This window comes from Sinomonas atrocyanea (assembly GCF_030812675.1).
Classification (GTDB): Bacteria; Actinomycetota; Actinomycetes; order Actinomycetales; family Micrococcaceae; genus Sinomonas; species Sinomonas atrocyanea_B.
On sequence record NZ_JAUSTE010000001.1, the window covers coordinates 620,597 to 641,564 of the forward strand.

The 20,968-nt window shown below is 72.0% G+C and carries 20 protein-coding genes; 14 read left to right on the plus strand and 6 right to left on the minus strand.

The window, feature by feature from the left end:
• Positions 1 to 14: 14 nt before the first annotated feature.
• Entirely contained in the window at positions 15 to 815 is an 801-nt protein-coding gene (locus J2W20_RS02855; RefSeq protein WP_307004385.1) for a sigma-70 family RNA polymerase sigma factor, read from the minus strand.
• A 166-nt stretch (positions 816 to 981) separates the two neighbouring features.
• Between J2W20_RS02855 and J2W20_RS02860 the strand changes: the two genes are divergently transcribed.
• Together J2W20_RS02860 and J2W20_RS02865 are read left to right on the plus strand one after the other, a co-directional pair.
• Positions 982 to 1,659, plus strand: a complete 678-nt coding sequence (locus tag J2W20_RS02860; protein ID WP_307004387.1) for a TetR/AcrR family transcriptional regulator — start codon at positions 982 to 984, stop codon at positions 1,657 to 1,659.
• 156 nt (positions 1,660 to 1,815) lie between these two features.
• A complete protein-coding gene (locus J2W20_RS02865; protein ID WP_307004389.1) occupies positions 1,816 to 2,463 on the plus strand; it encodes a TetR/AcrR family transcriptional regulator in 648 nt (215 codons plus the stop codon).
• A 69-nt stretch (positions 2,464 to 2,532) separates the two neighbouring features.
• On the opposite strand, the gene J2W20_RS02870 is transcribed toward J2W20_RS02865, so the two are convergent.
• Positions 2,533 to 3,987 carry an NAD(P)H-hydrate dehydratase gene (locus J2W20_RS02870; RefSeq protein ID WP_307004391.1) on the minus strand — a complete coding sequence of 485 codons (1,455 nt, stop codon included), beginning with the start codon at positions 3,985 to 3,987 and terminating at the stop codon, positions 2,533 to 2,535.
• A gap of 140 nt (positions 3,988 to 4,127) precedes the next feature.
• On the opposite strand from J2W20_RS02870, the gene J2W20_RS02875 reads away from it, so the two are divergent.
• The gene (locus J2W20_RS02875; RefSeq protein ID WP_307004393.1) at positions 4,128 to 4,532 is read left to right on the plus strand and encodes a hypothetical protein; all 405 of its coding nucleotides are present in this window, start codon (positions 4,128 to 4,130) and stop codon (positions 4,530 to 4,532) included.
• 22 nt (positions 4,533 to 4,554) lie between these two features.
• Here the strand turns inward: J2W20_RS02875 and J2W20_RS02880 are convergent, their stop codons facing one another.
• The gene (locus J2W20_RS02880; protein WP_307004395.1) at positions 4,555 to 4,905 is read right to left on the minus strand and encodes a holo-ACP synthase; all 351 of its coding nucleotides are present in this window, start codon (positions 4,903 to 4,905) and stop codon (positions 4,555 to 4,557) included.
• Positions 4,906 to 4,909: 4 nt separating this feature from the next.
• Positions 4,910 to 6,064 (minus strand): GGDEF domain-containing protein, encoded by a 1,155-nt coding sequence (locus tag J2W20_RS02885; protein WP_307004397.1) that lies wholly within the window; start codon positions 6,062 to 6,064, stop codon positions 4,910 to 4,912.
• 126 nt (positions 6,065 to 6,190) lie between these two features.
• Between J2W20_RS02885 and J2W20_RS02890 the strand changes: the two genes are divergently transcribed.
• The 5 genes from J2W20_RS02890 to J2W20_RS02910 are packed head-to-tail and all read left to right on the plus strand — an operon-like array spanning position 6,191 to position 10,646.
• Positions 6,191 to 6,586, plus strand: coding sequence for a DUF7793 family protein (locus J2W20_RS02890; RefSeq protein WP_307004399.1), 396 nt, complete (start codon positions 6,191 to 6,193; stop codon positions 6,584 to 6,586).
• Positions 6,576 to 8,132, plus strand: a complete 1,557-nt coding sequence (locus tag J2W20_RS02895) for a putative bifunctional diguanylate cyclase/phosphodiesterase (protein WP_307004400.1) — start codon at positions 6,576 to 6,578, stop codon at positions 8,130 to 8,132. Before J2W20_RS02890 ends, J2W20_RS02895 begins: the two co-directional genes overlap by 11 nt.
• The gene (locus tag J2W20_RS02900) at positions 8,119 to 8,901 is read left to right on the plus strand and encodes a class I SAM-dependent methyltransferase (protein WP_307004401.1); all 783 of its coding nucleotides are present in this window, start codon (positions 8,119 to 8,121) and stop codon (positions 8,899 to 8,901) included. The genes J2W20_RS02895 and J2W20_RS02900 overlap by 14 nt, the downstream gene beginning before the upstream one ends.
• 9 nt (positions 8,902 to 8,910) lie before the next feature.
• On the plus strand, positions 8,911 to 10,437 hold the full coding sequence (locus J2W20_RS02905) for a glycosyltransferase family 2 protein (protein WP_307004403.1): 1,527 nt from the start codon (positions 8,911 to 8,913) through the stop codon (positions 10,435 to 10,437).
• Positions 10,434 to 10,646 (plus strand): hypothetical protein, encoded by a 213-nt coding sequence (locus J2W20_RS02910; RefSeq protein ID WP_307004406.1) that lies wholly within the window; start codon positions 10,434 to 10,436, stop codon positions 10,644 to 10,646. Before J2W20_RS02905 ends, J2W20_RS02910 begins: the two co-directional genes overlap by 4 nt.
• Positions 10,647 to 10,708: 62 nt before the next feature.
• Here the strand turns inward: J2W20_RS02910 and J2W20_RS02915 are convergent, their stop codons facing one another.
• Positions 10,709 to 11,500, minus strand: a complete 792-nt coding sequence (locus tag J2W20_RS02915) for a dioxygenase family protein (protein ID WP_307004408.1) — start codon at positions 11,498 to 11,500, stop codon at positions 10,709 to 10,711.
• A gap of 258 nt (positions 11,501 to 11,758) precedes the next feature.
• Between J2W20_RS02915 and J2W20_RS02920 the strand changes: the two genes are divergently transcribed.
• The 3 genes from J2W20_RS02920 to J2W20_RS02930 all read left to right on the plus strand — a co-directional run bounded on the left by J2W20_RS02920 (position 11,759) and on the right by J2W20_RS02930 (position 14,310).
• Positions 11,759 to 12,589, plus strand: coding sequence for an endonuclease domain-containing protein (locus tag J2W20_RS02920; protein WP_307004410.1), 831 nt, complete (start codon positions 11,759 to 11,761; stop codon positions 12,587 to 12,589).
• A 169-nt stretch (positions 12,590 to 12,758) separates the two neighbouring features.
• On the plus strand, positions 12,759 to 13,322 hold the full coding sequence (locus J2W20_RS02925; RefSeq protein WP_307004412.1) for a mycothiol transferase: 564 nt from the start codon (positions 12,759 to 12,761) through the stop codon (positions 13,320 to 13,322).
• A gap of 64 nt (positions 13,323 to 13,386) precedes the next feature.
• Positions 13,387 to 14,310 carry a polysaccharide deacetylase family protein gene (locus J2W20_RS02930; RefSeq protein ID WP_307004414.1) on the plus strand — a complete coding sequence of 308 codons (924 nt, stop codon included), beginning with the start codon at positions 13,387 to 13,389 and terminating at the stop codon, positions 14,308 to 14,310.
• 148 nt (positions 14,311 to 14,458) lie between these two features.
• Here the strand turns inward: J2W20_RS02930 and glmS are convergent, their stop codons facing one another.
• On the minus strand, positions 14,459 to 16,348 hold the full coding sequence (glmS, locus tag J2W20_RS02935) for a glutamine--fructose-6-phosphate transaminase (isomerizing) (protein WP_307004415.1): 1,890 nt from the start codon (positions 16,346 to 16,348) through the stop codon (positions 14,459 to 14,461).
• Between the two features lie 74 nt (positions 16,349 to 16,422).
• Here glmS and coaA point away from each other — a divergent pair, with 74 nt between their 5' ends.
• The 3 genes from coaA (at position 16,423) to J2W20_RS02950 (ending at position 20,955) form a co-directional block, all read left to right on the plus strand.
• The gene (gene coaA, locus J2W20_RS02940; RefSeq protein ID WP_307004418.1) at positions 16,423 to 17,388 is read left to right on the plus strand and encodes a type I pantothenate kinase; all 966 of its coding nucleotides are present in this window, start codon (positions 16,423 to 16,425) and stop codon (positions 17,386 to 17,388) included.
• A gap of 49 nt (positions 17,389 to 17,437) precedes the next feature.
• Positions 17,438 to 19,741: a transglycosylase domain-containing protein gene (locus tag J2W20_RS02945; protein WP_307004421.1), complete on the plus strand. Its 2,304-nt coding sequence runs from the start codon at positions 17,438 to 17,440 to the stop codon at positions 19,739 to 19,741.
• A gap of 80 nt (positions 19,742 to 19,821) precedes the next feature.
• A complete protein-coding gene (locus J2W20_RS02950) occupies positions 19,822 to 20,955 on the plus strand; it encodes a glutathione-independent formaldehyde dehydrogenase (protein ID WP_307004423.1) in 1,134 nt (377 codons plus the stop codon).
• Positions 20,956 to 20,968 lie beyond the last annotated feature (13 nt).

Consider the following 20,968-nt stretch of genomic DNA (forward strand, 5'->3'; position numbering starts at 1 on the left):
TGGCTGTTGGGGTGTCAGGCGGCCATCTTGCGGCGCATGCGGTCCAGGAGCCGGCGCAGCAGGCGCGAGACCTGCATCTGGGACACCCCCAGCTCCGCGGCGATCTCCGACTGGCTCATCTCCTCCACGAACCGGAGCCGCACCAGCCGCCGCTCCTGCTCGCTCGCCCCCTCCAGCGCGCACGCGACCATCTGCCGCAGCTCCACCTGCTCGAACCCCGCATCGACCACCGGCACCAGATGCGCCGTCCGCTCCCCCTCCGCATCCGAGGACGCATCCAGCGGCTCGATCGCCACCGCCGTCATCGCCGACTCCACCGACCGCGCCTCCGCGACCTGCTCGGCCGTGGCGCCGGTCGCCTCGGCCAGCTCTCCCAGCGACGGCTCCCGGCCCAGCTCCTGCACCAGCCGCCCCCGGGCCTCCTTCACCCCCAGCCGCAGCTCCTGCAGCGACCGCGGCGGACGCACCACCCACGACTGGTCCCGCAGGTACCGCTTGATCGTCCCCGAGATCGTCGGCACCGCGAACTGCACGAACCCGTGCCCGGCACCCTCCCGGTACCGCTGCGCCGCCATCACCAGCCCCAGCCGCGCCACCTGCCGCAGATCCTCGAAATCATGCCCCGGCACCCGGAACCGACGCGCCAAAGCATCCGCCAGCCCCAGATGCTCCACCACCAGAGCCCCCGCCCTGGCATCCACGGCGGCACCCGCAGCAGAACCGGCACCGCCAGCAGAAGCGCCGGCGGCAGCACCGCCGTCGGCCTCCACACCAGGCTCCCCGGCGACGACCGCCAACCGGCTCTCCCGCTCCATCACAGCTGACTCGCCCACAGCGACCTACCCTCTCTCACCGCCCCACGGCGGCTCCCGATGATGATGCTGGCTACCTCGAAGTCCTTACGAGACAGACCTGTCTGTTCCGTCTGAGACGTATATATATGAGACAGACCAGTCTGTCTACCGTGCTACGATCCTGATCATGGTCGGTCCTACTGACGGCCGGGCCCCCGAGGCCGCGGCACGCAAACCTGCCCGAGAACGGATCCTTGAGACCGCCTACGGGCTCTTCGCCAGACGCGGCATACGAGACGTCGGCGTCGACGAGATCATCGCCCATTCCGGGGTCGCCAAGGCGACGTTCTACCGGCACTTCCCCTCGAAGGAAGCCCTCGTGCTCGCCTACATGGACCGCTGGTACCAAGTGCGCGAAGACGCGATCGAGGAGGCCATCGCCCACGCGCACAATCCCGACGACGCGATCCTGGCGGCGTTCACGGTGCTGGACGACTGGTTCAGCCGAGGCGCGGCCGAGGTCAACACGTTCCTCCACGTGGTGATCGAGTTCGGGCCGGGCCACCTTGTCGGCCGGGCGGCGATGAGGCACCTTACCGACATCCGCGAGCGCCTGTGCGCCCTCGCAGAGGCGGCGGGGCTCGAGGATCCGGTGGGCTTCGCCTGGTCCTTCCACATCCTCACCAAGGGCGCGATGGTCGCCTCCATCGAAGGGGACCAGCGGGCCGCGGCCCGCGCCCGCAAACTGGCACGGGCCCTCATCGACCTGCACCGGCCGGCCGCCCCCGGCCGTCGTGCACAGGCCCGTGAGGACGACAAGCGCCAGATCGAGCTCCGCCGTCGCGAGAAGGCGAACCAGAACTAGGCTCCGCCCCGGGCCGGCCCTGCCGTTCCCCGGCTCTCTGTCCTGCACCCGACCCCCTGCGCCCAGGCCCCCGGCCTGGGCGCAGTTTCGGTTGCCACGGCGCCGGGAAACCTACTGTCCACGATGTCAGGAAGTTGGCAGTGGGAGGGGGCGGGCATGCATCTACCGGTCGCAGTCGCGGCAATGGGTCTGGGGCTCGCCGCCCCGCGGCGCCCCCGGCAGTCCTCGAGGGCGCGCATCCTCTCGGCCGCCCAGGGCCTCTTCGCGACCCGGGGCATCCGGGCTGTCGGGGTGGACGAGCTGATCGCCCGGTCAGGGGTGGCGAAGTCCACGTTCTACCGGCAGTTCCGGAGCAAGGACAAGCTGATCATGGCCTGCCTCGAGGCCTGGGGCCGCGCGCGCGCGGGGCTGGTGCGGACAGCCAGGGACAGCCACGGCAGCGGGCGGGAGGGCCTGCTCGGAGTGTTCGACGACCTCGACGACCTGATCCTCCGCGGGGATCCGCCGGGCCCCCTCGAGCGGGTGATCGTGGAGATGGGTGCCGAGCACCCCCTCAGCCTGGCGGCCGCGGAGCAGCTCGACCCGAGCCTGGCCCACCTCGAGGAGTTCGCGGCGGAGGCCGGGGTCGAGGACCCCGGTTCGGTGGCGCGCACCCTGCAGACCCTGATCTGCGGCACCTTCGTGGCGGCCGCGGAGGGCGACCAGCATGCCGCGGCCCGCGCCAAGGACCTCGCGGCTGCGGTGCTGCAGCCCTCGCCCGACGGCGAACTTGCGGCCAGCAGCCCGGACCCGCCGGGACTCTGACGGCCCGGGCGCCTCACTCCTCGGGGCCCCTGTCCCCCGGACGCCCCGGACCCTCAACGACCCCTGCCCTCAGCGTTTCGGGGCCGGCCACGGGACGGCCGGAGCCGCCGCGGGCCGCAGCCGCGCGACCGCCTCCCGCACCGCAGGGGCGAGCGCACCGGCGCCGAACGGGCCCGACTCGGCCGCGACGCGGCCGGCCATCCCGTGGACGAACGCCGCAAGCGCCGCCGCCTCCACCGGCCGCAGCCCTTGGGCGGTTGCCAGCAGCGCTCCGAGGATCCCGGTGAGCGTGTCCCCGCTGCCGGCGGTGGCGAGGTAGGGGTGGCCCTCCCCCTGCACCAACGCGGCGCCGTCGGGCGCCGCGCAGACGGTGGCCGGGCCCTTCAGCAGCACCGTCACGGCCAGCCGGCCCGCAGCCTCGCGGGCCCACCGCACCGGCTGCGCCTCGATCGCCTCTCGCGACGGACCACCGAGGAGCCGCTCGAGCTCCCCCGCGTGCGGGGTGACCACCACATGCTCTCCGGCCACCCGGCCCAGAAGCTCCGGCAGCACGTCGAGGGCGGAGGCGTCCACCACCGTGGGCAGCCCGGACTCGAGGGCCACGGCGAGCGCGCGGCGCTGCGCGGCGTCGTCCGCGATGCCGGGGCCGGCCGCCCAGGCCTGCACCCGCCCCGACGGCTCCGAGGAGCCCACCACCTCCGGGTGGGCCGAGAGCACGAGCCGGCGCACGGCGTCGGGCGCAACGATCCGGACCATGCCGACGCCCGTGGCGAGCGCACCAGCCGTGGCGAGCACCGCGGCGCCCGGGTACGGCTCCGAGCCCGCCACGAGGCCCAGCACGCCGCGGGAGTACTTGTGCCAGTCGTCGCGCGGCGCCGGGAGCAGCGAGGCCGCCGCCGCGACGTCGAGGGAGCGCACGTCCGGGTCCGGCAGGTGCGGCCCGAGGCCGATGTCCACGACCTCCACCCGCCCGGCCAGCGCCCTGCCGCGGCCCGCGAGGAGTCCGGCCTTGAGCGCCCCGAAGGTCACGGTGAGGTCGGCCCGCCACACGCCGGGGCCGGCCGCGCCGGTGTCCGCGTCGAGGCCGGAGGGGAGGTCGCAGGCCACCACGAGCGCGTCCGGGCGCGGGAACGGGGGCGCGTACTCGCCCGAGAAGCCGGTGCCGAGCACCGCGTCGACCACGAGGTCCGCGGCCTCGAGCCGTTCCGTGGTGCGGCCGCCGGCGCGGGCGAACGCTTCGAGCCCGGCCGGGTGCGCCCGACCGCCTGTGAGCACCGCGGTGGTCCGCGCCCCGCGGCGTGCCAGCTCGGCGAGGGCGAACAGCGCGTCGCCGCCGTTGTTGCCCTTCCCCACGAGCGCCGCCACCCGGGCTCCTGCCACCCTGCCGCCCTCCCGCTGGATCAGGCGGACGACGGCGAGCGCGAGCCCGTGCGCGGCCCGCGCCATGAGCTCGGGGCCGCGGCCAGCCTTGAGGAGCGGCGTCTCCGCCGCGCGGACCTGGGTTCCGGTGAAGGCCTCGGTCATGGGGCGATTGTAATGAGACAAAGTGGGAGTGGCGGTCCACTCATGTGAATGTAGAATTGACGAGGTGTTACTGCTTTCACTCTAGTAACGCAAGTCACGACACGCCCTGTTCACGCGGGGCAAATCAATGGGGGGCATTGATGGGGGAATTTCTGGACCGCAGGGCTCGGGTCTCTGCAGTCGTCGCGGCGGCCGTCATCCTGGCCTCGGCAGTGGCAGCAGCCCTGTCCGAGGAGACCGGCATCGTCGTCTGGGCTGCCAGCGGGGTCCTCGGCCTCGTCTACGGATTCTCCGTGGTGTGGTCCGTCAGGCGGTCCTCTCGGGCACGCGCCGCCACCCCCGCAGTCGCCCCCACCGCGGCCGTCGCCGTCGACGCCTCGGCGCAGGCCGTCGCCGCCGCGGAGCAGGTGCTCGCCGAGGCGGTCTCGGACGCAGCCCCTTCGGCTCCCACGCAGCCAGCACCCGCCCCCGGCAGCCGCCTCGCCGGCGGCTTCCCGACCTCGGCGGGCCACTCGGGCGTCGTCGCCCAGCCGGCCTCGGCCTGAGGCTTCCCTCCGGGCCGCGAGGTCAGCGCTCGGCGACGACCATCGCGGTGGCGATCCCGCCGTCGTGGCTCATGCTCAGGTGCCAGGACCGCACCCCGCGCTCCTCGGCGACGGCCAGCACGGTGCCCTTGACCTGGATCTCGGGGCCGGCCGGGCCCAGGCCGATCCAGCAGTCCTGCCAGTTCATGCCCGCCGGGGCGCCGAGGACCTTGGCCACCGCCTCCTTCGCGGCGAACCGCGCGGCCAGGGAGCGCACGTGCAGCTCGCGCTCTGCGGGGACGAACAGCCGGTCCCGCAGGCCCGGGGTCCGCTCGAGCTGACGCTCGAACCGTGCGATGTCCACAACGTCCACGCCGATGCCGATGATAGCCATGCGGCTACTCTAACGGGGCCGCGCCGCTGACCATGACGCAGTTCCGCCCGGCCGACTTCGCGCCGTACAGGGCCGTGTCCGCGCTCGCGATGAGCGCGCCGAGGTCGTCCCCGTGTACCAGGCTGTCCGCCACCCCGAAGCTCGCGGTGGGCACGGTGTGCCCGTCGAGGAGGATGCGCTGGGCCGAGAGGACGAACTGGATGCGCTCGGCGACCGCCACGCCGTCGGCAGCGGAGGAGTCGGCGAGCGCCATGATGAACTCCTCGCCCCCGAACCGGCCCACGAGGTCCCGCGAGCGCACCGACTGCCGGCAGGCCACGCCGAAGGCGCGGATCACCTCGTCCCCGGTGAGATGGCCGAAGTCGTCGTTGATCGACTTGAACTTGTCCAGGTCCGCCATGATCACGGTGACCACGGTGCCCTGCTCGTGCGCCCTGCTGAGCATCTCGCCCGCCCGGCGCATGAACTCGGTGCGGTTCAGCAGGCCGGTGAGGGCATCCTTCGTGGCGAGCTGCTGGAAGTGCGCCGTGCGGGTAGCGCTCGTGAGCGCGGCCAGGCTCGTCGCGGCCGCCACGATGAGCACGATCGCCGCGAGCAGCGAGAAGCCCTGGCCGAACACCGCCCGGAAGGCGGGGCTGTTGCCGCCCAGGGCCGCGAGGGCGAGGGCGCGCACCAGGTCGTACACCCCCGTGATCACGGCGATCACCGCAAAGTTCCGCGCCGTCCGCCACGGCACCGTGCGCTGGCGCCGCAGCTCGACGAAGATCGCTGCGCAGAACCCGCCGGAGAGCAGCAGGAGCACCACGGCTCCCCACTGATAGGGATCGATGAAGCGGGCAGCGAATCCCACGAACCCGGCGGCGAGCACTCCGAGAACGAGGTACACGGCGGGGGTGTCCGGGTCACGGAGCCGACGCACGCCGGCCCACATCGAGGCCACGCCCACCACCATGAGGCCCTGGCCGACGAGGCTGACGATCGCCACGCCCCCGTCATTGAGGATGCCGGCGGCGCACAGCGTCGCGAGCGCGAGGCACCACCAGCGGGCGGGACCCGTGGGATTCGCGCGGTAGGCGTCGAAGTAGAACAGCACGAGCACGCACAGCGAGACGACCGCCATCACGACGGTGAGCGTGCCCAGGTCCAGAGCGCCCCCCACAGTGTTCCTCCCCGGGCCCGTCAGCGGGCACCTCCCGTGGGCCCAGCGTACCGGCCGCCGGGCAGGCCCCGGGGTATGCTCCCAACGTGGCGCCGCCGTGGCGCCAGTGCGGCAGAGAGGAGCGGCGTGGATCCCCAGCAGAGCCCCCAGGGGACCGACTCGGGCATCAGCTCGCTCTCCTTCGATGACGCCGGCGTGCTCCGCCTCGTGTGGGAGCGCGGCGTGGACATCGACGCGCCCCAGGCCGAGGCCGCCATGGCCCACGTCAACGCCGCCGCCGGCCAGGACCGCGTCCCGCTCCTGATCGACATGGCCACCACCTCCTCCGTGAGCCGCTCGGCCCGGGCCGTGTTCGCACGCCCCTGCGCAGCGGCCGCGATCGCCCTCCTCGGCGCCTCCGCCGTGGACCGCGTGCTCGCCAACTTCTTCCTCGGCGTCTACAAGGCGCCCTGCCCCACCAAGTTCTTCACCGACGAGGCCCGCGCCGTCGCCTGGCTCGCGGAGGCCGCCGATGGCAGCTGAGCCGACGGATGACAGGCTCGAGAAGCTCATCGACCTGATCGTGCGGCTCTCGGCCGGAGACCTCTCCCAGCGGATGGAGACCTCCCCCGCGCGCGACTCGATCGACGCCGTCACGACGGGCATCAACCTCCTCGCCGAGGAGCTCGAGACCCTCTACGACCAGCTCGAGGCGCGCATCGCCCACCGCACCGAGCTGCTCGAGCGCGCCCAGAACGAGCTGCGCCGCCTCGTCGACACCGACGAGCTGACGGGCCTCGCGAGCCGCCGGCTCGTGCGCGAGCGGATCGACGCCGGCCTGCAGACGGCCGACGACGGCGGGCTGGCCGCCGTCGTGATCCTCGCCCTGCGCGGGTTCCGCCTCATCAACGACACCTTCGGCCACTCGGCGGGCGACGCCGTGCTCGTCGAAGTGGCTCAGCGGCTCCGGGCCGCGATGGGCGATGCCGGGAGCGGCGGCCACCTCGTGGGCCGGCTCGGCGGCGACGAGTTCGCGGTGCTCGTGACCGGGCAGGACCCCGAAGGCGTGCTCTGGACCGCGCGGACCGTCCTGGACACGCTCAGGCAGCGGGTCGTGGTCAACGGCATCCAGATCAGCCTGCGCGGCAACGTCGGCATCCGGTACGCCGAGCGGCAGCTGGCGGTCGAGGAGATGCTCCGCGACGCCGACGCCGCGCTCGAGGCCAGCAAGGCCAAGGGCCACGGCAGCATCAGCGTGTTCAACCCCGCCATGCACGAGGTCGTCGCCCAGCGCGTCCGCGTCGCGTCAGAGCTGCGGGCTGCGTTCCCCAAGGGCGAGATCGAGGTCTTCTACCAGCCGATCATCGGGCTCGCCGACGCCACGCTTGCCGGCGCCGAGGCGCTCGTGCGCTGGCGCCACCCCGTCCGGGGCCTGCTGCCCCCGTCCACGTTCCTCGACATCGCCGAGGACGCCGGGCTCATGGTCGAGCTCGGCCGGTGCGTCCTGACCCAGGTGGTCGAGACGGCCGGCGAGTGGGCCCACGACCCCGGCCTGCCCGAGCACTTCAGCCTGCACGTGAACATCTCCCCCGCCGAGCTCGCCCACGGCGACCTCACCGCCCACATCCGCAGGCTGCTGGACGACGCCGGGCTGCCCGGGCCGCGCCTGACCGTGGAGATCACCGAGTCGGCCATCATGACCGGCGGCCCCGACAGCCGGCAGACCCTCCGCTCCCTCGGGGAACTCGGGGTCCCCATCGAGATCGACGACTTCGGCACCGGCTACTCCTCCATCAGCTACCTCCGGACCCTCCCCGCGGTCCGGGCCAAGATCGACAAGTCGCTCGTCGACACCATCGCCAGCGACCCGACCCAGGTCGCGTTCGTCGACGCCATCGTGCGGCTCATCCACGCCGCCGGGCTGACCGTGGTGGCCGAGGGCATCGAGGACGAGGCCCAGGCCGGGCTCCTGCGCGAGCTGGGCTGCGAGTACGGCCAGGGCTACCTGTTCGCCCGGCCCATGCCGGCCGCCGAGCTGGGCCGGCTCCTGCGGGCCGTGCAGGAAGGAGACCAGCATGCCGCTCGGTGACAGCATCCGGCTCGCCTCCCGCGTGGCGATCCTCTCCGGACGGGTCCCCCGCAGCCCCTCCGCGGCGTGGGAGCGGTTCTGGGCGGGCATCGCCGAGGGCACGCTCCCGGAGGACGTGCTCTGGGAAGGTGACCCGCACTCCGAGGCCGGCGAGCATGTGACCCGCGGGATCGACCATCTCGATCCCTCCCTGCCCGTGGTCGACGTGGGCTGCGGGTCCGGGTGGCTCTCCGCCGCCCTCGCCCGGGCGTTCCCCCGCGTGCTCGGCCTCGACGCCTCCGCCGCCGCCGTCGACCTCGCCGCGCAGCACCACGGGGAGCCGGGGCGCGTCGACTTCCTGGCCGCCGACGCGACTGATCCCGAGACCAGCGAGCGGCTCCACGGGGAGCTCGGGGACGCGAACGCCGTCGTGCGCGGGGTGCTCCACGTCCTCACCCCGGCCAAGCAGCGCGCCCTCGCCGCGGGGCTCCGCACGCTCGTGGGGACGCGGGGACGGGTGTACCTCGTCGAGACCAACGTGCCCGGCGGCGGACTCGGCTACCTGCGCGCACTCGGGGCGAGCGGGGAGTCCATCCCCGCCCCGCTCGCGCAGGCGATCCGCACGCTGCCGCAGCCGGGCCACTTCGGCCCCGCCGAGCGGGCGCGGGCCTTCCCCGAGGACCAGTGGCGGCTCGAGGCGGACGGGTCCACGGCGCTGGCGCTCGCGCTGCCCGCGGACGGCAGCCACCTCCGCGTCCCGGCGTACTGGACAGTCGCCTCCGCCCGGTAGCATGCCCCCATGGGGAGATGGTTCCAGAGGCTCGTGGGCCTCCTGATCGTCGCGGCCGTGACCGGCGCCGCGCTGCTGCTGTGGTGGGGGGTGGCCGCGAGCCAGCCGCCGCCGCTCTGGCAGCCCGCCAAGGTCTCGATCGGCGGTGTGTGGAGCGTCTTCTACGACGCCCACGCGCCGCACTGGCGCGTCGTCCTCGTCTCCGTGGCCGCCGCGATCCTGCTCGGGGCAGGCGTTGCACTCCTCGACCGGGCCATTGCCACCCGCTCGCGCCGGGCCTCGGCGCACGTGCAGGCGAAGCCGCTGGCGCCGAAGACCATCATGGCCGCCACCCGCGGCGTCTTCGCCGGGCCGGTGACCGTCACCGTGCTCATCCCCGCGCACAACGAAGAGGCATCGCTGCCCGCGACGCTGGCCTCGCTCGACGCGCAGGCCCTCCGTCCGGACCGGGTGATCGTGGTCGCGGACAACTGCACCGATCGCACCGCCGAGATCGCGCGGGCCGCCGGCGCCGAGGTGTTCGCCACCGAGGGCAACACGGACAAGAAGGGCGGCGCGCTCAACCAGGCGCTGCGCACCCTGCTGCCCGGGCTCGCCGACAACGACGTGGTCATGGTGATGGACGCGGACACCAAGCTCGGCGGCCAGTACCTCGCCGAGGCGGTGCGGCGGTTCACCGACGACCGTGCGCTCGTGGCCGTGGGCGGCCTCTTCTACGGCGAGGAGGGGCACGGGCTCATCGGCCAGTTCCAGCGCAACGAGTACATCCGCTACTCGCGCGAGATCCGCCGGCGGCGCGGGCGCGTGTTCGTCCTGACAGGGACCGCATCCGTGTTCCGGCCGGTGGCCCTGCGGGCCGTCGCCGACGCCCGAGGCACCCAGCTTCCCGGCCGGCGCGGCGACGTGTACGACACGGCCGCGCTCACCGAGGACAACGAGCTGACGATTGCGCTCAAGTCCCTCGGGGCGCTCATGGTGTCGCCGCCCGAGTGCACCGTGGAGACCGAGCTCATGCCCACGTGGCGGATGCTCTGGGCGCAGCGGCTTCGCTGGCAGCGCGGGGCGCTCGAGAACCTCGGCGCCTACGGCGTCACGCCGCAGACCGCGCGGTACTGGTTCCAGCAGCTCGGGATCGGCTACAGCGTGATCGCGCTCGGGACCTACCTGTCCCTCATCGCCCTGATGGCCCTGTCCATGGATACGTGGATCTGGTTCCCGTTCTGGCTCGGGCTGGGGTTCTGGTTCACCCTCGAGCGGCTCGTCACCGCCTGGGGCGGGGGCTGGCGCGCCCGGCTCCTTGCCGCCTGCCTGTTCCCCGAGCTCGTCTTCGACATGTTCCTGAACGTGGTCTACCTCAAGGGGATCGCGGACATCACCGCGGGGCGCAAGGCCGCGTGGAAGCACCTCGTGCGGCCGCCGGGGGTCGAGGCCGCTTCTGGCGCTGCCAGCGTGAGGGCCGCTCCCGGCGGCCCTGGTGTGGCTGCTGCCCCTGCCGCCGCTGCCCCTGCTGCCGCTGCCGAGGAGGCGGCGCGGTGAGTCCCGTGCGTGTGCCGCTCGGCCTCCTGTTCGACGAATCGATCCTGCAGAGTCCGTTCATCAACGTGCTCGCGACGTTCGTGGCCCTCAACACCCTCATGTACGCGGCGCTCGCGGTGGCCCGGGTGCTCCCCCGACCCCGCCTGCCCTGGCGGCGCCGGTACCAGCGCGCCGAGACCCGCAGCATCTACCCCGACGGCCGCGTCTAGGGTGCGGCTGCTCCGGAGCGCGGTGGGCGGGTCGCGGGTTGCGGCGCTCCTTCTGGGCTGACCTAGGTGAGGGTCCAGGACCTCTTGGACAGCCCGAACCAGAAGCCCTCGATCGCGGTCTTCGCGTCGATCCCGCCCGACGCCGAGGCCGCGCCGAGGGCCACGTACAGCGGGGCCCAGTGCTCCGAGCGCGGGTGCGCCTCGCGGGCGGCCGGGGCCTTGTGGATGAAGTCGAGGATGGAGTCCACGTCCCCGCGGGACATGGCTTCTTCTGCCCAGTGGTCGAACTCGGAGGACGCCGCGGGCGGGGCGGCGTCGGCACCGGCGTGCGGGTTGAACCAGCGCAGGTTGTGGGTGGTGAAGCCCGAGCCCACGATCAGCGTCCCGCGGTCGCGCAGGGGTGCCAGGGTCCGGCCCAGCTCGAACAGGCCCCGCGGGTCCAGGGTCGGCATCGACATCTGCACCACGGGGACGTCCGCTCCCGGGAAGAGCTCCTTGAGCGGGACGTACGCGCCGTGGTCGAGGCCGCGGGTCTCATCGCGTTCCACATGGTGGCCGTGCTGGGAGGTCAGCCGGGCCACCTCGTTCGCGAGCTCGGGGGCGAGGGGGGCCTCGTAGCGCACGTCGTAGTACTTCTGCGGGAAGCCCCAGAAGTCGTAGACGAGCTCCTGCGGGCGCTCGGTGGCGCTCAGGGTCACCGGCGCGTTCTCCCAGTGCGCCGAGACCATGAGGATGTCCTTGGGCTTGGCGAACGTGCCGGACCACTCGTGGAGCTGGCGGGTCCATGTGGCGTCGTCGGCGAGCGGCGGCGCGCCGTGGCTGAGGAACAGGACGGGGGGCTGGGCTGCGGTCATGCATCCAGCGTAAGACCGTTTAGTTGATACTTCAAGTAAAAATCCGGGGCGATCTCTCCCCCGTCCGCTCCTGCCCACTTTGCGCCCGCAGGCTCGCGAGGAGCCAGCGTGTCGCGGCCGACGCGCGGGCGGGGTCCGGTGAAAGTGGGCAGGAAGGAACGGGGCCATTCGCCCCCAACAGGCGCCGCCCTCGGCGAGTCGTCCACATGGGAGCGGGACTCACTGCCCGGATCGGCCCCGCACGGCTGGCATAGCACCATGGATGCTCTCAACTACCTCAGATCGCTGGGCGGTGTTGCCCGTACAGCCACCCTCCTCCGGGCCGGAGCGACAAAACGCGAGGTCGCAGCGCTCGCCGGGCTGGGCACCAGGCCGGCCCGGGGAATCGTCGCCCTTCCGGGCTGCAACCCGGACTACCTCTTCGCACTCGTCCACAACGGGGTGCTCACCTGCGGGTCGGCCGCCACATCGCACGGGCTCTGGATCAGGGAAGCCCCTCCCCGCAGGCATCTGGCGGTGGCCCACTCGCGCGTCACCGCGTTCACGGCGCACCGCATCCTCAGGTTCCCCACCCACGATGTCCTGCCCATCGCCTCGATCGAGGACACCGTTCTCCACGCGCTGAACTGCCTCCCCCTGTCCGAGGCCGTGTCCATGGCAGAGTCGGCCATCAGGGCTGGAAAGGTCCATCGAGCCCTGCTCGAGGACATGGTCCACGCGCCCCGCAGCGCACGGGCACGCCATGCCCTCTCCCTCGTCACGGCCGCTGCCGAGTCGCAGCCCGAAGTGGAAGCGAGGCTGCTGTTCGTGGCCAGGGGCTGGCGGGTTGAAGCGCAGGCACGCATCCCGGGCGTCGGCAGAGTCGACCTCCTCATCGAGGGTCTGGTGATCGTGGAGATCGACGGGCACGCCTTCCATGCGGACCGAGCAGCCTTCGTCGAGGACCGGCGCCGGCAGAACGAGGCCCTGCGGCAGGGCTACCCGACGCTGCGGTATCCCCCGGAGGTTGTCTGGCGCGACCCCGATCGGCTCCTGCGCGATGTGGAGGAACTGCTCAGGAGCTGGGGTCGTCTCCCTTTCCGCCCTTAGGTCGGCCGGCCGTCCGCTCCTGCCCACTTTGGCCGTGGACCTCCGGCGTGGCGACCGCGGCGCGCCGCCCCAGCAAGACCGCCAGCGCGCCAAAGTGGGCAGGAAAACACAGCCCCCATGCGCCCGCGCCCCTCCCGGCCCACGGGCGCCGGGGAATAGTGTGGGCAGCATGAGTGCAGACCAGAACTGGGCCACGGACCTCCTGCTGGACGGCTTCGGCAGGGTACAGGAGTCGGTGGAGCACGCGCTCCTGGGCCTCTCCCCCGAGCAGCTGCTGCAGCGCCCCGGCCCCCACGCCAACCACGTCGCCTGGCTCGTGTGGCATCTCACCCGCGTCGAGGACGACCACATCGCCGCCCTCGCCCACGTCCTCGAGCGCAATGACCCGCCCAAGACCCGCGCCCGCGAGGTTCCGCCCGGCCAGCTCTGGCCCCAGTGGCGCGAGCGGTTCGCCCTGCCCTACGGCGACTGGGCCACCGGCTACGGGCAGTCCAGCGACGAGGTCGGGGCCTTCCCCGCCGTGGACGCCGAGGTTCTGCGCGGCTACCACGACGCGGTCCACGCCCGCGTCACGGAGGTCGTCAAGGGCCTGGCCCCCGAGGACCTCGGACGCATCGTCGACGAGCGCTGGTCCCCGCCGGTCACCGCGGCGGTCCGCCTCGTGAGCCTGCTCAACGACGCGACCCAGCACGTGGGCCAGGCCGCCTACGTCCGCGGCCTGGTCCTCGGCTGAGCCGACCAAAGTCCCTCGCGCCCCCGCCGCCGCGGGCGTACCGTCGTGACCGAGGGGGTTGCACATGGCGGCACTCGGCAGGCGACGGCTCACGGTCATCATCGTGGCCGCGGTCGTGCTCGTCCTCGCCGCCACCGCGCTCGTGATCACCCTGACCCGCTCCACCTCGCAGCCGACGCCGGCCGCGCCGCCCACCGCCTCCGGCTCGCCCACCGCGTCCCCCACCGCCACGGGGTCCGCCCCGCCGACTCCCACCCCCACCGGCAGCGGGCCGTCCACAGCCGGCACCCCCTCGAGGCCGCCGTCCAAGCCCACCGCCACTGCGGGGCCGCCCCTGCCCCCGCTGGCGCTGCCGCCGAACCTGCGCGGGCAGGACATCGAGCGGATCCCCACCCAGGAGAAGGTGGTGGCCCTGACCTTCGACGCGGGCGCCAACGACGCCGGGCTCGCGTCCATCCTCTCGACCCTCGCGGCCGAGCACGTGCCCGCGACCTTCTTCCTCACGGGCGCGTGGGCGAAGGCGCATCCGGCCGACGTCGCGAAGATCGCGGCGGGCGGCCACCGGGTCGGCAACCACTCGATGACCCACCCGGACATGACCACCCTGACCGACGCGCAGATCGCGGCCGAGCTGTCCGCGGCCCAGGCGGCCATCCGGGCCGACGGTGTGGACCCGCGCCCGTTCTTCCGCTTCCCCTCCGGCGCCCGCAACGCCCGCACCATCGCCGCGGTCAACGCGAGCGGGTACGCGGCGATCCGCTGGACCGTCGACTCCCTGGGCTGGCAGGGCACGGTGGGCGGCACGCGGGGGGCGCCGTCGGTGATCCAGCGGGTCATGAACGCGATCCAGCCCGGCGAGATCGTGCTCATGCACGTCGGCTCCAACCCCGACGACGGCTCGACCCTCGACGCCGCCGCCCTCCCGGGCATCATCGACCAGATGCGCACGGAGGGCTTCACCTTCGTCACCCTCGACGCCCTGATCTGACCGCGCCGGCGCACCTCGGGCGGCCGCCCTGCGGACGACGACGGCCGGCCGCCTCCCAGCGGGAGGTGACCGGCCGTCGTCGTACTTCGGGGCCTGCGTACCCGGAAGCCCGAAAGGGCGACGAGATGCGTACCCGAGATGGAGGTGGCTACTCGACCGTGACGGACTTGGCGAGGTTGCGCGGCTGGTCCACGTCGTAGCCCTTGGCGGATGCGAGCTCGGCGGCGAAGATCTGCAGCGGGACCGTGGTCAGCAGCGGCATGAGCAGCGGCGGGGTCTGCGGGACGTAGAAGACGTACTCGGCGTAGGCGCGCACGGCCTCGTCGCCCTCCTCCGCGATCACGAGCGTGCGGGCGCCGCGGGCGCGGACCTCCTGGATGTTGGAGACCACCTTGGCGTGCAGCGAGTCGCGGCCCTGCGGGGACGGGACCACCACGAAAACGGGCTGGCCCTCGTCGATCAGGGCGATCGGGCCGTGCTTGAGCTCGCCGGCCGCGAAGCCCTCGGCGTGGATGTACGCGATCTCCTTGAGCTTGAGCGCGCCCTCGAGCGCCACCGGGTAGCCCACGTGGCGGCCGAGGAACAGCACGGACTTCTCGTCCTTCATGCTGCGGGCGAGCTCGCGGAGCGGCCCGGCGGCGTCGAGCACGGTCTGGATCTTCTCGGGGATCTTGTTCAGGTCCGCGAGGACGTCCCGGATCTGGCCGGAGAAGATGTTCCCGCGCAGCTGGGCGAGGTACAGGCCCAGCAGGTACGCGGCGGTGATCTGGGCCAGGAACGCCTTGGTGGAGGCGACGGCGATCTCGGGGCCGGCGTGCGTGTACAGGACGGCGTCGGACTCGCGCGGGATCGTGGAGCCGTTCGTGTTGCAGATCGAGACCGTCTTGGCGCCCTGCTCGCGGGCGTAGCGCACGGCCATCAGGGTGTCCATGGTCTCGCCGGACTGGCTGATGGAGACGACCAGGGTGTGGGCGTCCACGATCGGCTCGCGGTAGCGGAACTCGTGCGCGAGCTCGACCTCGGTGGGGATCCGGCACCACTTCTCGATCGCGTACTTGGCCACGAGGCCCGCGTAGGCGGCGGTGCCGCACGCGAGGACGATGATCTTGTTGACCTGCTTGAGCTCCTCCGGGTCGATGCGCAGCTCGTCGAGGACGAGGCGGCCGGAGGCGTCGGAGCGGCCCAGGAGCGTGTCGTGCACGGCGGCGGGCTGGTCGTTGATCTCCTTCTCCATGAAGGAGTTGAACCCGCCCTTCTCGGCCGAGGCGGCGTCCCACGAGACCTCGAACTCCTTGCCGGACGCCGGGGCGCCGAAGAAGTCGGTCACCTCGAAGGAGTCCGGGGTGATCGTGACGATCTGGTCCTGGCCGAGCTCCACGGCGCGGCGGGTGTAGTCGATGAAGCCGGAGACGTCGGACCCGAGGAAGTTCTCCCCGTCGCCGAGGCCGACGACGAGCGGCGAGTTCCGCCGGGCCGCCACCACGACGCCGGGCTGCTCCGCGTGCACGGCCAGCAGGGTGAAGGCCCCCTCGAGCCGCTGGCAGGCGAGCTGCATCGCGCGGGTGATGTCGCCGTCGGCCTCGCCGCGGTAGTAGTCGCCGATCAGGGCGGCGGCGACCTCGGTGTCCGTCTCGGACAGGAACGGGACGCCCTTGGCCGTCAGCTCGGCCTTGAGGGAGGCGTAGTTCTCGATGATGCCGTTGTGGATGACGGCCAGGCGGCCGCCGTCCGCGAGGTGCGGGTGCGCGTTCGCATCGGTGGGACCGCCGTGGGTGGCCCAGCGGGTGTGCCCGATCCCGGTGACGCTCTCCGGGAGGGGACGCTCGGCGAGCTCCTTCTCGAGGTTCTTCAGCTTCCCGGCCTTCTTCCGGGACTCGATGGCCCCGTCCGCGACGACGGCCACGCCCGCGGAGTCATAGCCGCGGTACTCGAGGCGCCGCAGGCCCTCGATCACGACGTCAAGGGCACTGTGACTGCTGTTCCCGTCCGCGGCTGCGAGCGCGCGGGCGGTACCGACATAGCCGACGATTCCACACATGCGTCACATCCTACCGGCGCGCCCACCCACCCCTGCAGTTCGCGCAGTGCCGCCTCAGTTGGCAGAATGCACGGGTGAGTCTGCAGAGAAGCGAGTCCGCCGGCGATGGCGCGTCCCCGTTCGTCGAGCTCGACCGCGCCACGTGGGCCCGCCTCGCGGACCGCATGGAGCAGCCCCTCAACCAGGACGACATCGACCGCATCCGCGGGCTCGGCGATCCCCTCGACCTGCGGGAGATCCGAGACGTCTACCTGCCGCTGAGCAGGCTCCTCTCCCTCTACGTCGAGGCCTCGGGCGAGCTGCACACGGCCACCCAGACGTTCCTCGGCGAGTCGACGCAGCGCACCCCGTTCGTGATCGGCGTGGCCGGGTCCGTGGCCGTGGGCAAGTCCACCATTGCCCGTGTGCTGCGGGAGATGCTCCAGCGCTGGCCGTCCACCCCGAACGTGCAGCTCGTCACCACCGACGGCTTCCTGTACCCCCTCGCCGAGCTGACCCGGCGGGGCATCCTCGAACGCAAGGGCTTCCCGGAGTCCTACGACCGGCGCGCGCTCCTCCGCTTCGTCGCCGAGATCAAGTCCGGCGCCGAGGAGGTGCGGGCGCCCTGGTACTCGCACCTGACGTACGACATCGTGCCCGGCCGTGAGGTCGTGGTCCGCCGGCCCGACGTGCTGATCGTGGAGGGCCTGAACGTCCTGGCGCCCGCAAGGCCCCGCGGAGACGGGACCACCGGGCTGGCGCTGAGCGACTTCTTCGACTTCTCGCTCTATGTCGACGCGAAGACGAGCTACATCGAGCACTGGTACGTGGAGCGGTTCCTCAAGCTGCGCTCGGGCGCGTTCGCGCAGCCGGAGAGCTACTTCCACCGCTACGCCTCGCTGTCCGACGACGAGGCAGTCACCACGGCGCGGAGCATCTGGAAGCGCATCAACGAGCCGAACCTCATCCAGAACGTCCTGCCCACCCGCGGCCGCGCCCAGCTCGTGCTGACCAAGGACGCGGACCACTCCATCCGGAGGATGCTGCTGCGCAAGGTGTGAGCCCGGCCCTCACAGCTTGCATTTAGGCGGGCCGCATACGCTACACCGCATGTCCTCTGGCAGCAAGAAGTACTTCGACACGACCACAACCCTCGGCAGGATCCTCGCGTTCCTCGCCGTGAGCGGGCTGTGCGGCGTCCTCGTGGCCGGGCTCATGACCCCCGCCGTCGCCCTCACGGGGAACGCGGCGAGCGGGGCCACGGAGACGTTGAGCACCGCGGTGCCGTCGAACCTGACCGAGGCGCAGCCAGGCCAGGCGTCGAAGATCGTCGCGGCGGACGGGTCAGTGATCGCCACGCTCTTCAGCGAGAACCGCACCGACGTGCCACTGGACAAGATGTCGCCGAACATCAAGAACGCGATCGTCGCCATCGAGGACTACCGCTTCTACCAGCACGGCGGCGTGGACCCGCTGGGCATCCTCCGCGCCCTCGTCACCGACGCCGGCGGCGGGCGGCAGGGCGCCTCCACGCTCACCCAGCAGTACGTCACCAACGCCCTCAACGAGCAGCTCATCGCCCAGGGGCAGAGCGCGGACATCGTGCTCAACGGGCAGAAGAGCGTCAGCGACAAGCTGCGCGAGATGGAGCTCTCGATCGGCCTCGAGCAGAAGTTCTCGAAGGACCAGATCCTGGCCGGCTACCTCAACATCGTCCCGTTCAACGCCAACGCCTACGGGATCCAGGCCGCGAGCCAGTACTTCTTCTCCGAGGACGCGAAGGACCTCACCCTGCCCCAGGGCGCGCTCCTCGCCGGCCTCGTCAACGGGCCCGCGTACTTCGACCCCTCCCAGCACCCGGACCGGGCCAAGGACCGGCGCAACCTCGTGCTCGACGCCATGCTCCAGCACGGCTACATCACCAAGAGCCAGCACGACGACGCGGTCAAGTCCCCGATCCAGCTCAAGCTGAACCCGCCCAGGCAGGGCTGCCCCTACTCCACGGCCCCGTACTTCTGCGACTACGTCCTGCACCAGATCCTCAACGACCCCGCCTACGGCAAGGACACCACCGCCCGGCTGCAGAAGGTCATGCTCGGCGGACTGACCATCAAGACGACCCTCGACCCCCGCCTCCAGGGCCCCGCCCAGGCGCAGGTGGACGCCACGGCGGGCTCCAACCCGGACCAGTGGGGCGCCTCGCTCGTCACCGTCCAGCCGGGCACCGGGCAGGTCCTGGCGATGGCGCAGAACAGCCGCATGGTGGACGGCCAGGGCTCCGGGTTCGTCACTTCCTACAACTTCAACGTCGACTCGACGGACCCGGGTGGCAGCGACCTCGGCGGCGCCGGCGGCTACCAGCCAGGTTCAACGATGAAGCCGGTGACGCTCGCGGCCTGGCTGAACGAGGGCAAGCCCACCAACCAGGTCGTGGATGCCTCGCAGCGGCGCTACGGCGCCGACTTCCCGTGGAAGTCCACGTGCGGCCCGGTCCACGGCGTCTTCGACAGCACCGTCCCCGGCTCCACCGACCTGCAGAACGACTCCGAGGGCTACTACCGCCCCATGACCGTCCGGGCCGGCATCTACAACTCGATCAACACGGCCACCTTCGCCTCGGCCGCGGACCTGAACGACTTCTGCGACATCCAGCGCGCCGCGGACGCCATGGGGATGCACGACGGCGCGGGGTCGGGCAAGAAGCTCGACCTCTCCACCCTCGGCAACCTCCTCGGCGGCACCAACGTCGCCCCGATGACCATGGCCAACGCGTTCGCGACCTTCGCCAGCGGCGGCACCTACTGCGCCCCGATGTCCATCACGGAGGTGGACGACGTCAAGGGCCAGAAGATCGGCGGCCAGACTAGCCAGTGCCAGCCGGGTGCCCTGAGCAAGGACGTGGCGGCCGCGGCCACGAACGTCCTCCAGGACGTGGCGACCAAGGGCTCGGGCCTGCTCATCCCCCAGAAGCTGGATGTCCCGGACGCCATGAAGACCGGCACCAACAACGAGAACAGCCAGACCTGGGTGGTGGGCTACACGCGGGGGCTCGCGACGGCGTCGTACTTCGGCGAGGCCCTCAACGGCCCGAGCGCCCGGATGGGCCGCGACGTCACCGTCAACGGGAAGTTCTACCCGGTGGTCGACGGCGCGTACATCGCCGGTCCGCAGTGGGCCACCTACATGCAGCAGGTGGCCCAGTACTACGACCACGGCGACTTCGACACCCCGCCGCAGAGCCTGATCACCGGCGATGCCGGGACCGCCGACGGCGGCACCGGCACCCAGCCCAGCACCGGAACGACCGACGGCGGCTCCGGCACCCCCAGCCCGGCCAACGGCACCGACACCGGCACCACCGGACCCGGAAACGGAAACGGCAACGGAAACGGGAACGGGAACGGCAACGGCTGACCCGCCGGCCATGTTTGGCCCGGCCCACGCCGGGGATGGTGCCCTGAGGACAACCGCACCGACAGGCAGGAGGAGTCCTCATGAAGGCAGTCGTGTACAAGGGACCGCGGGAACTGGCCGTGGAGCAGGTCGATGATCCGAGGATCGAGGAGCCGCTCGACGCGGTCATCCGGATCACCACCGCGAACATCTGCGGCTCGGACCTGCACCCCTACGAGGGGCGCGCCCAGCTCGATTCAGGGATGGTCCTCGGCCACGAGAACATGGGCATCGTCGAGGAGGTGGGGCCCGGGGTCAACCGGATCAAGGTCGGCGACCGCGTGTCCGTCCCGTTCAACCTCGCCTGCGGCACGTGCCGCAACTGCAACGACGGCTGGACGTCGGCGTGCCTGCGGGCCAACCCCTCGGGGGACCCGGGCGCCGGCTACGGCTACCCGAAGATGGGGCCCTACTGGGGCGGCCAGGCGGAGCTCCTGAGGGTCCCGTGGGCGGACTTCAACCTGCTCAGGCTCCCGGCGGGCAACGAGCACGAGAACGACTACACGATGCTCTCGGACATCTTCCCCACCGGCTACCACGGCGCCACGATGGCCCAGGTCTCCCCCGGGAAGACCGTCGCCGTGTTCGGTGCCGGCCCCGTAGGCCTCATGGCCGCCTACAGCTCCCTGCTCAAGGGCGCCGCGCGGGTCTTCGTGGTGGACAAGGAGCCGGACCGCCTCGACCTCGCCACGCGCATCGGCGCGACCGCCGTCAACTTCGCCGACGTGGACCCGGGCCTGGCCATCATGGACGCCACGGACGGCTTCGGGGTGGACTGCGGCGTGGAGGCCGTGGGCTACCAGGCCCACGATCCGGCCGGCGAGGAGCATCCCGAGATGGTGCTGGACAACCTCATCGAGGTGGTCCGGGCCACCGGCCACATCGGGGTGGTGGGCGTCTACGTCCCCGAGGATCCCGGCGCGGCGTACGGCCTCGCGAAGCAGGGCCGGCTCCCCTTCGAGTACGGGCAGGCCTTCACCAAGGGCATCAGCCTGGCGGGCGGCCAGTGCCCGGTGAAGAGGTACAACCGCGAACTGCGCGACCTCATCACCGCCGACCGCGCGGCGCCGTCCTGGATCGTCTCCCACGAGGTGGCCCTCGACGACGCGGTGGACGCCTACGCCAAGTTCGACGCGCGCGAGGACGGCTACACCAAGGTGCTGCTCCACCCGTAGACCCGTCTAAGGT

Coding starts and splice junctions, on each gene's coding strand:
- J2W20_RS02855 (WP_307004385.1), bottom strand. CDS start 815: ATGGAGCGGGAGAGCCGGTTGGCGGTCGTCGCCGGGGAGCCTGGTGTG.
- J2W20_RS02860 (WP_307004387.1), top strand. CDS start 982: ATGGTCGGTCCTACTGACGGCCGGGCCCCCGAGGCCGCGGCACGCAAA.
- J2W20_RS02865 (WP_307004389.1), top strand. CDS start 1,816: ATGCATCTACCGGTCGCAGTCGCGGCAATGGGTCTGGGGCTCGCCGCC.
- J2W20_RS02870 (WP_307004391.1), bottom strand. CDS start 3,987: ATGACCGAGGCCTTCACCGGAACCCAGGTCCGCGCGGCGGAGACGCCG.
- J2W20_RS02875 (WP_307004393.1), top strand. CDS start 4,128: ATGGGGGAATTTCTGGACCGCAGGGCTCGGGTCTCTGCAGTCGTCGCG.
- J2W20_RS02880 (WP_307004395.1), bottom strand. CDS start 4,905: ATGGCTATCATCGGCATCGGCGTGGACGTTGTGGACATCGCACGGTTC.
- J2W20_RS02895 (WP_307004400.1), top strand. CDS start 6,576: ATGGCAGCTGAGCCGACGGATGACAGGCTCGAGAAGCTCATCGACCTG.
- J2W20_RS02900 (WP_307004401.1), top strand. CDS start 8,119: ATGCCGCTCGGTGACAGCATCCGGCTCGCCTCCCGCGTGGCGATCCTC.
- J2W20_RS02905 (WP_307004403.1), top strand. CDS start 8,911: ATGGGGAGATGGTTCCAGAGGCTCGTGGGCCTCCTGATCGTCGCGGCC.
- J2W20_RS02915 (WP_307004408.1), bottom strand. CDS start 11,500: ATGACCGCAGCCCAGCCCCCCGTCCTGTTCCTCAGCCACGGCGCGCCG.
- J2W20_RS02920 (WP_307004410.1), top strand. CDS start 11,759: ATGGATGCTCTCAACTACCTCAGATCGCTGGGCGGTGTTGCCCGTACA.
- J2W20_RS02925 (WP_307004412.1), top strand. CDS start 12,759: ATGAGTGCAGACCAGAACTGGGCCACGGACCTCCTGCTGGACGGCTTC.
- J2W20_RS02930 (WP_307004414.1), top strand. CDS start 13,387: ATGGCGGCACTCGGCAGGCGACGGCTCACGGTCATCATCGTGGCCGCG.
- glmS (WP_307004415.1), bottom strand. CDS start 16,348: ATGTGTGGAATCGTCGGCTATGTCGGTACCGCCCGCGCGCTCGCAGCC.
- J2W20_RS02945 (WP_307004421.1), top strand. CDS start 17,438: ATGTCCTCTGGCAGCAAGAAGTACTTCGACACGACCACAACCCTCGGC.
- J2W20_RS02950 (WP_307004423.1), top strand. CDS start 19,822: ATGAAGGCAGTCGTGTACAAGGGACCGCGGGAACTGGCCGTGGAGCAG.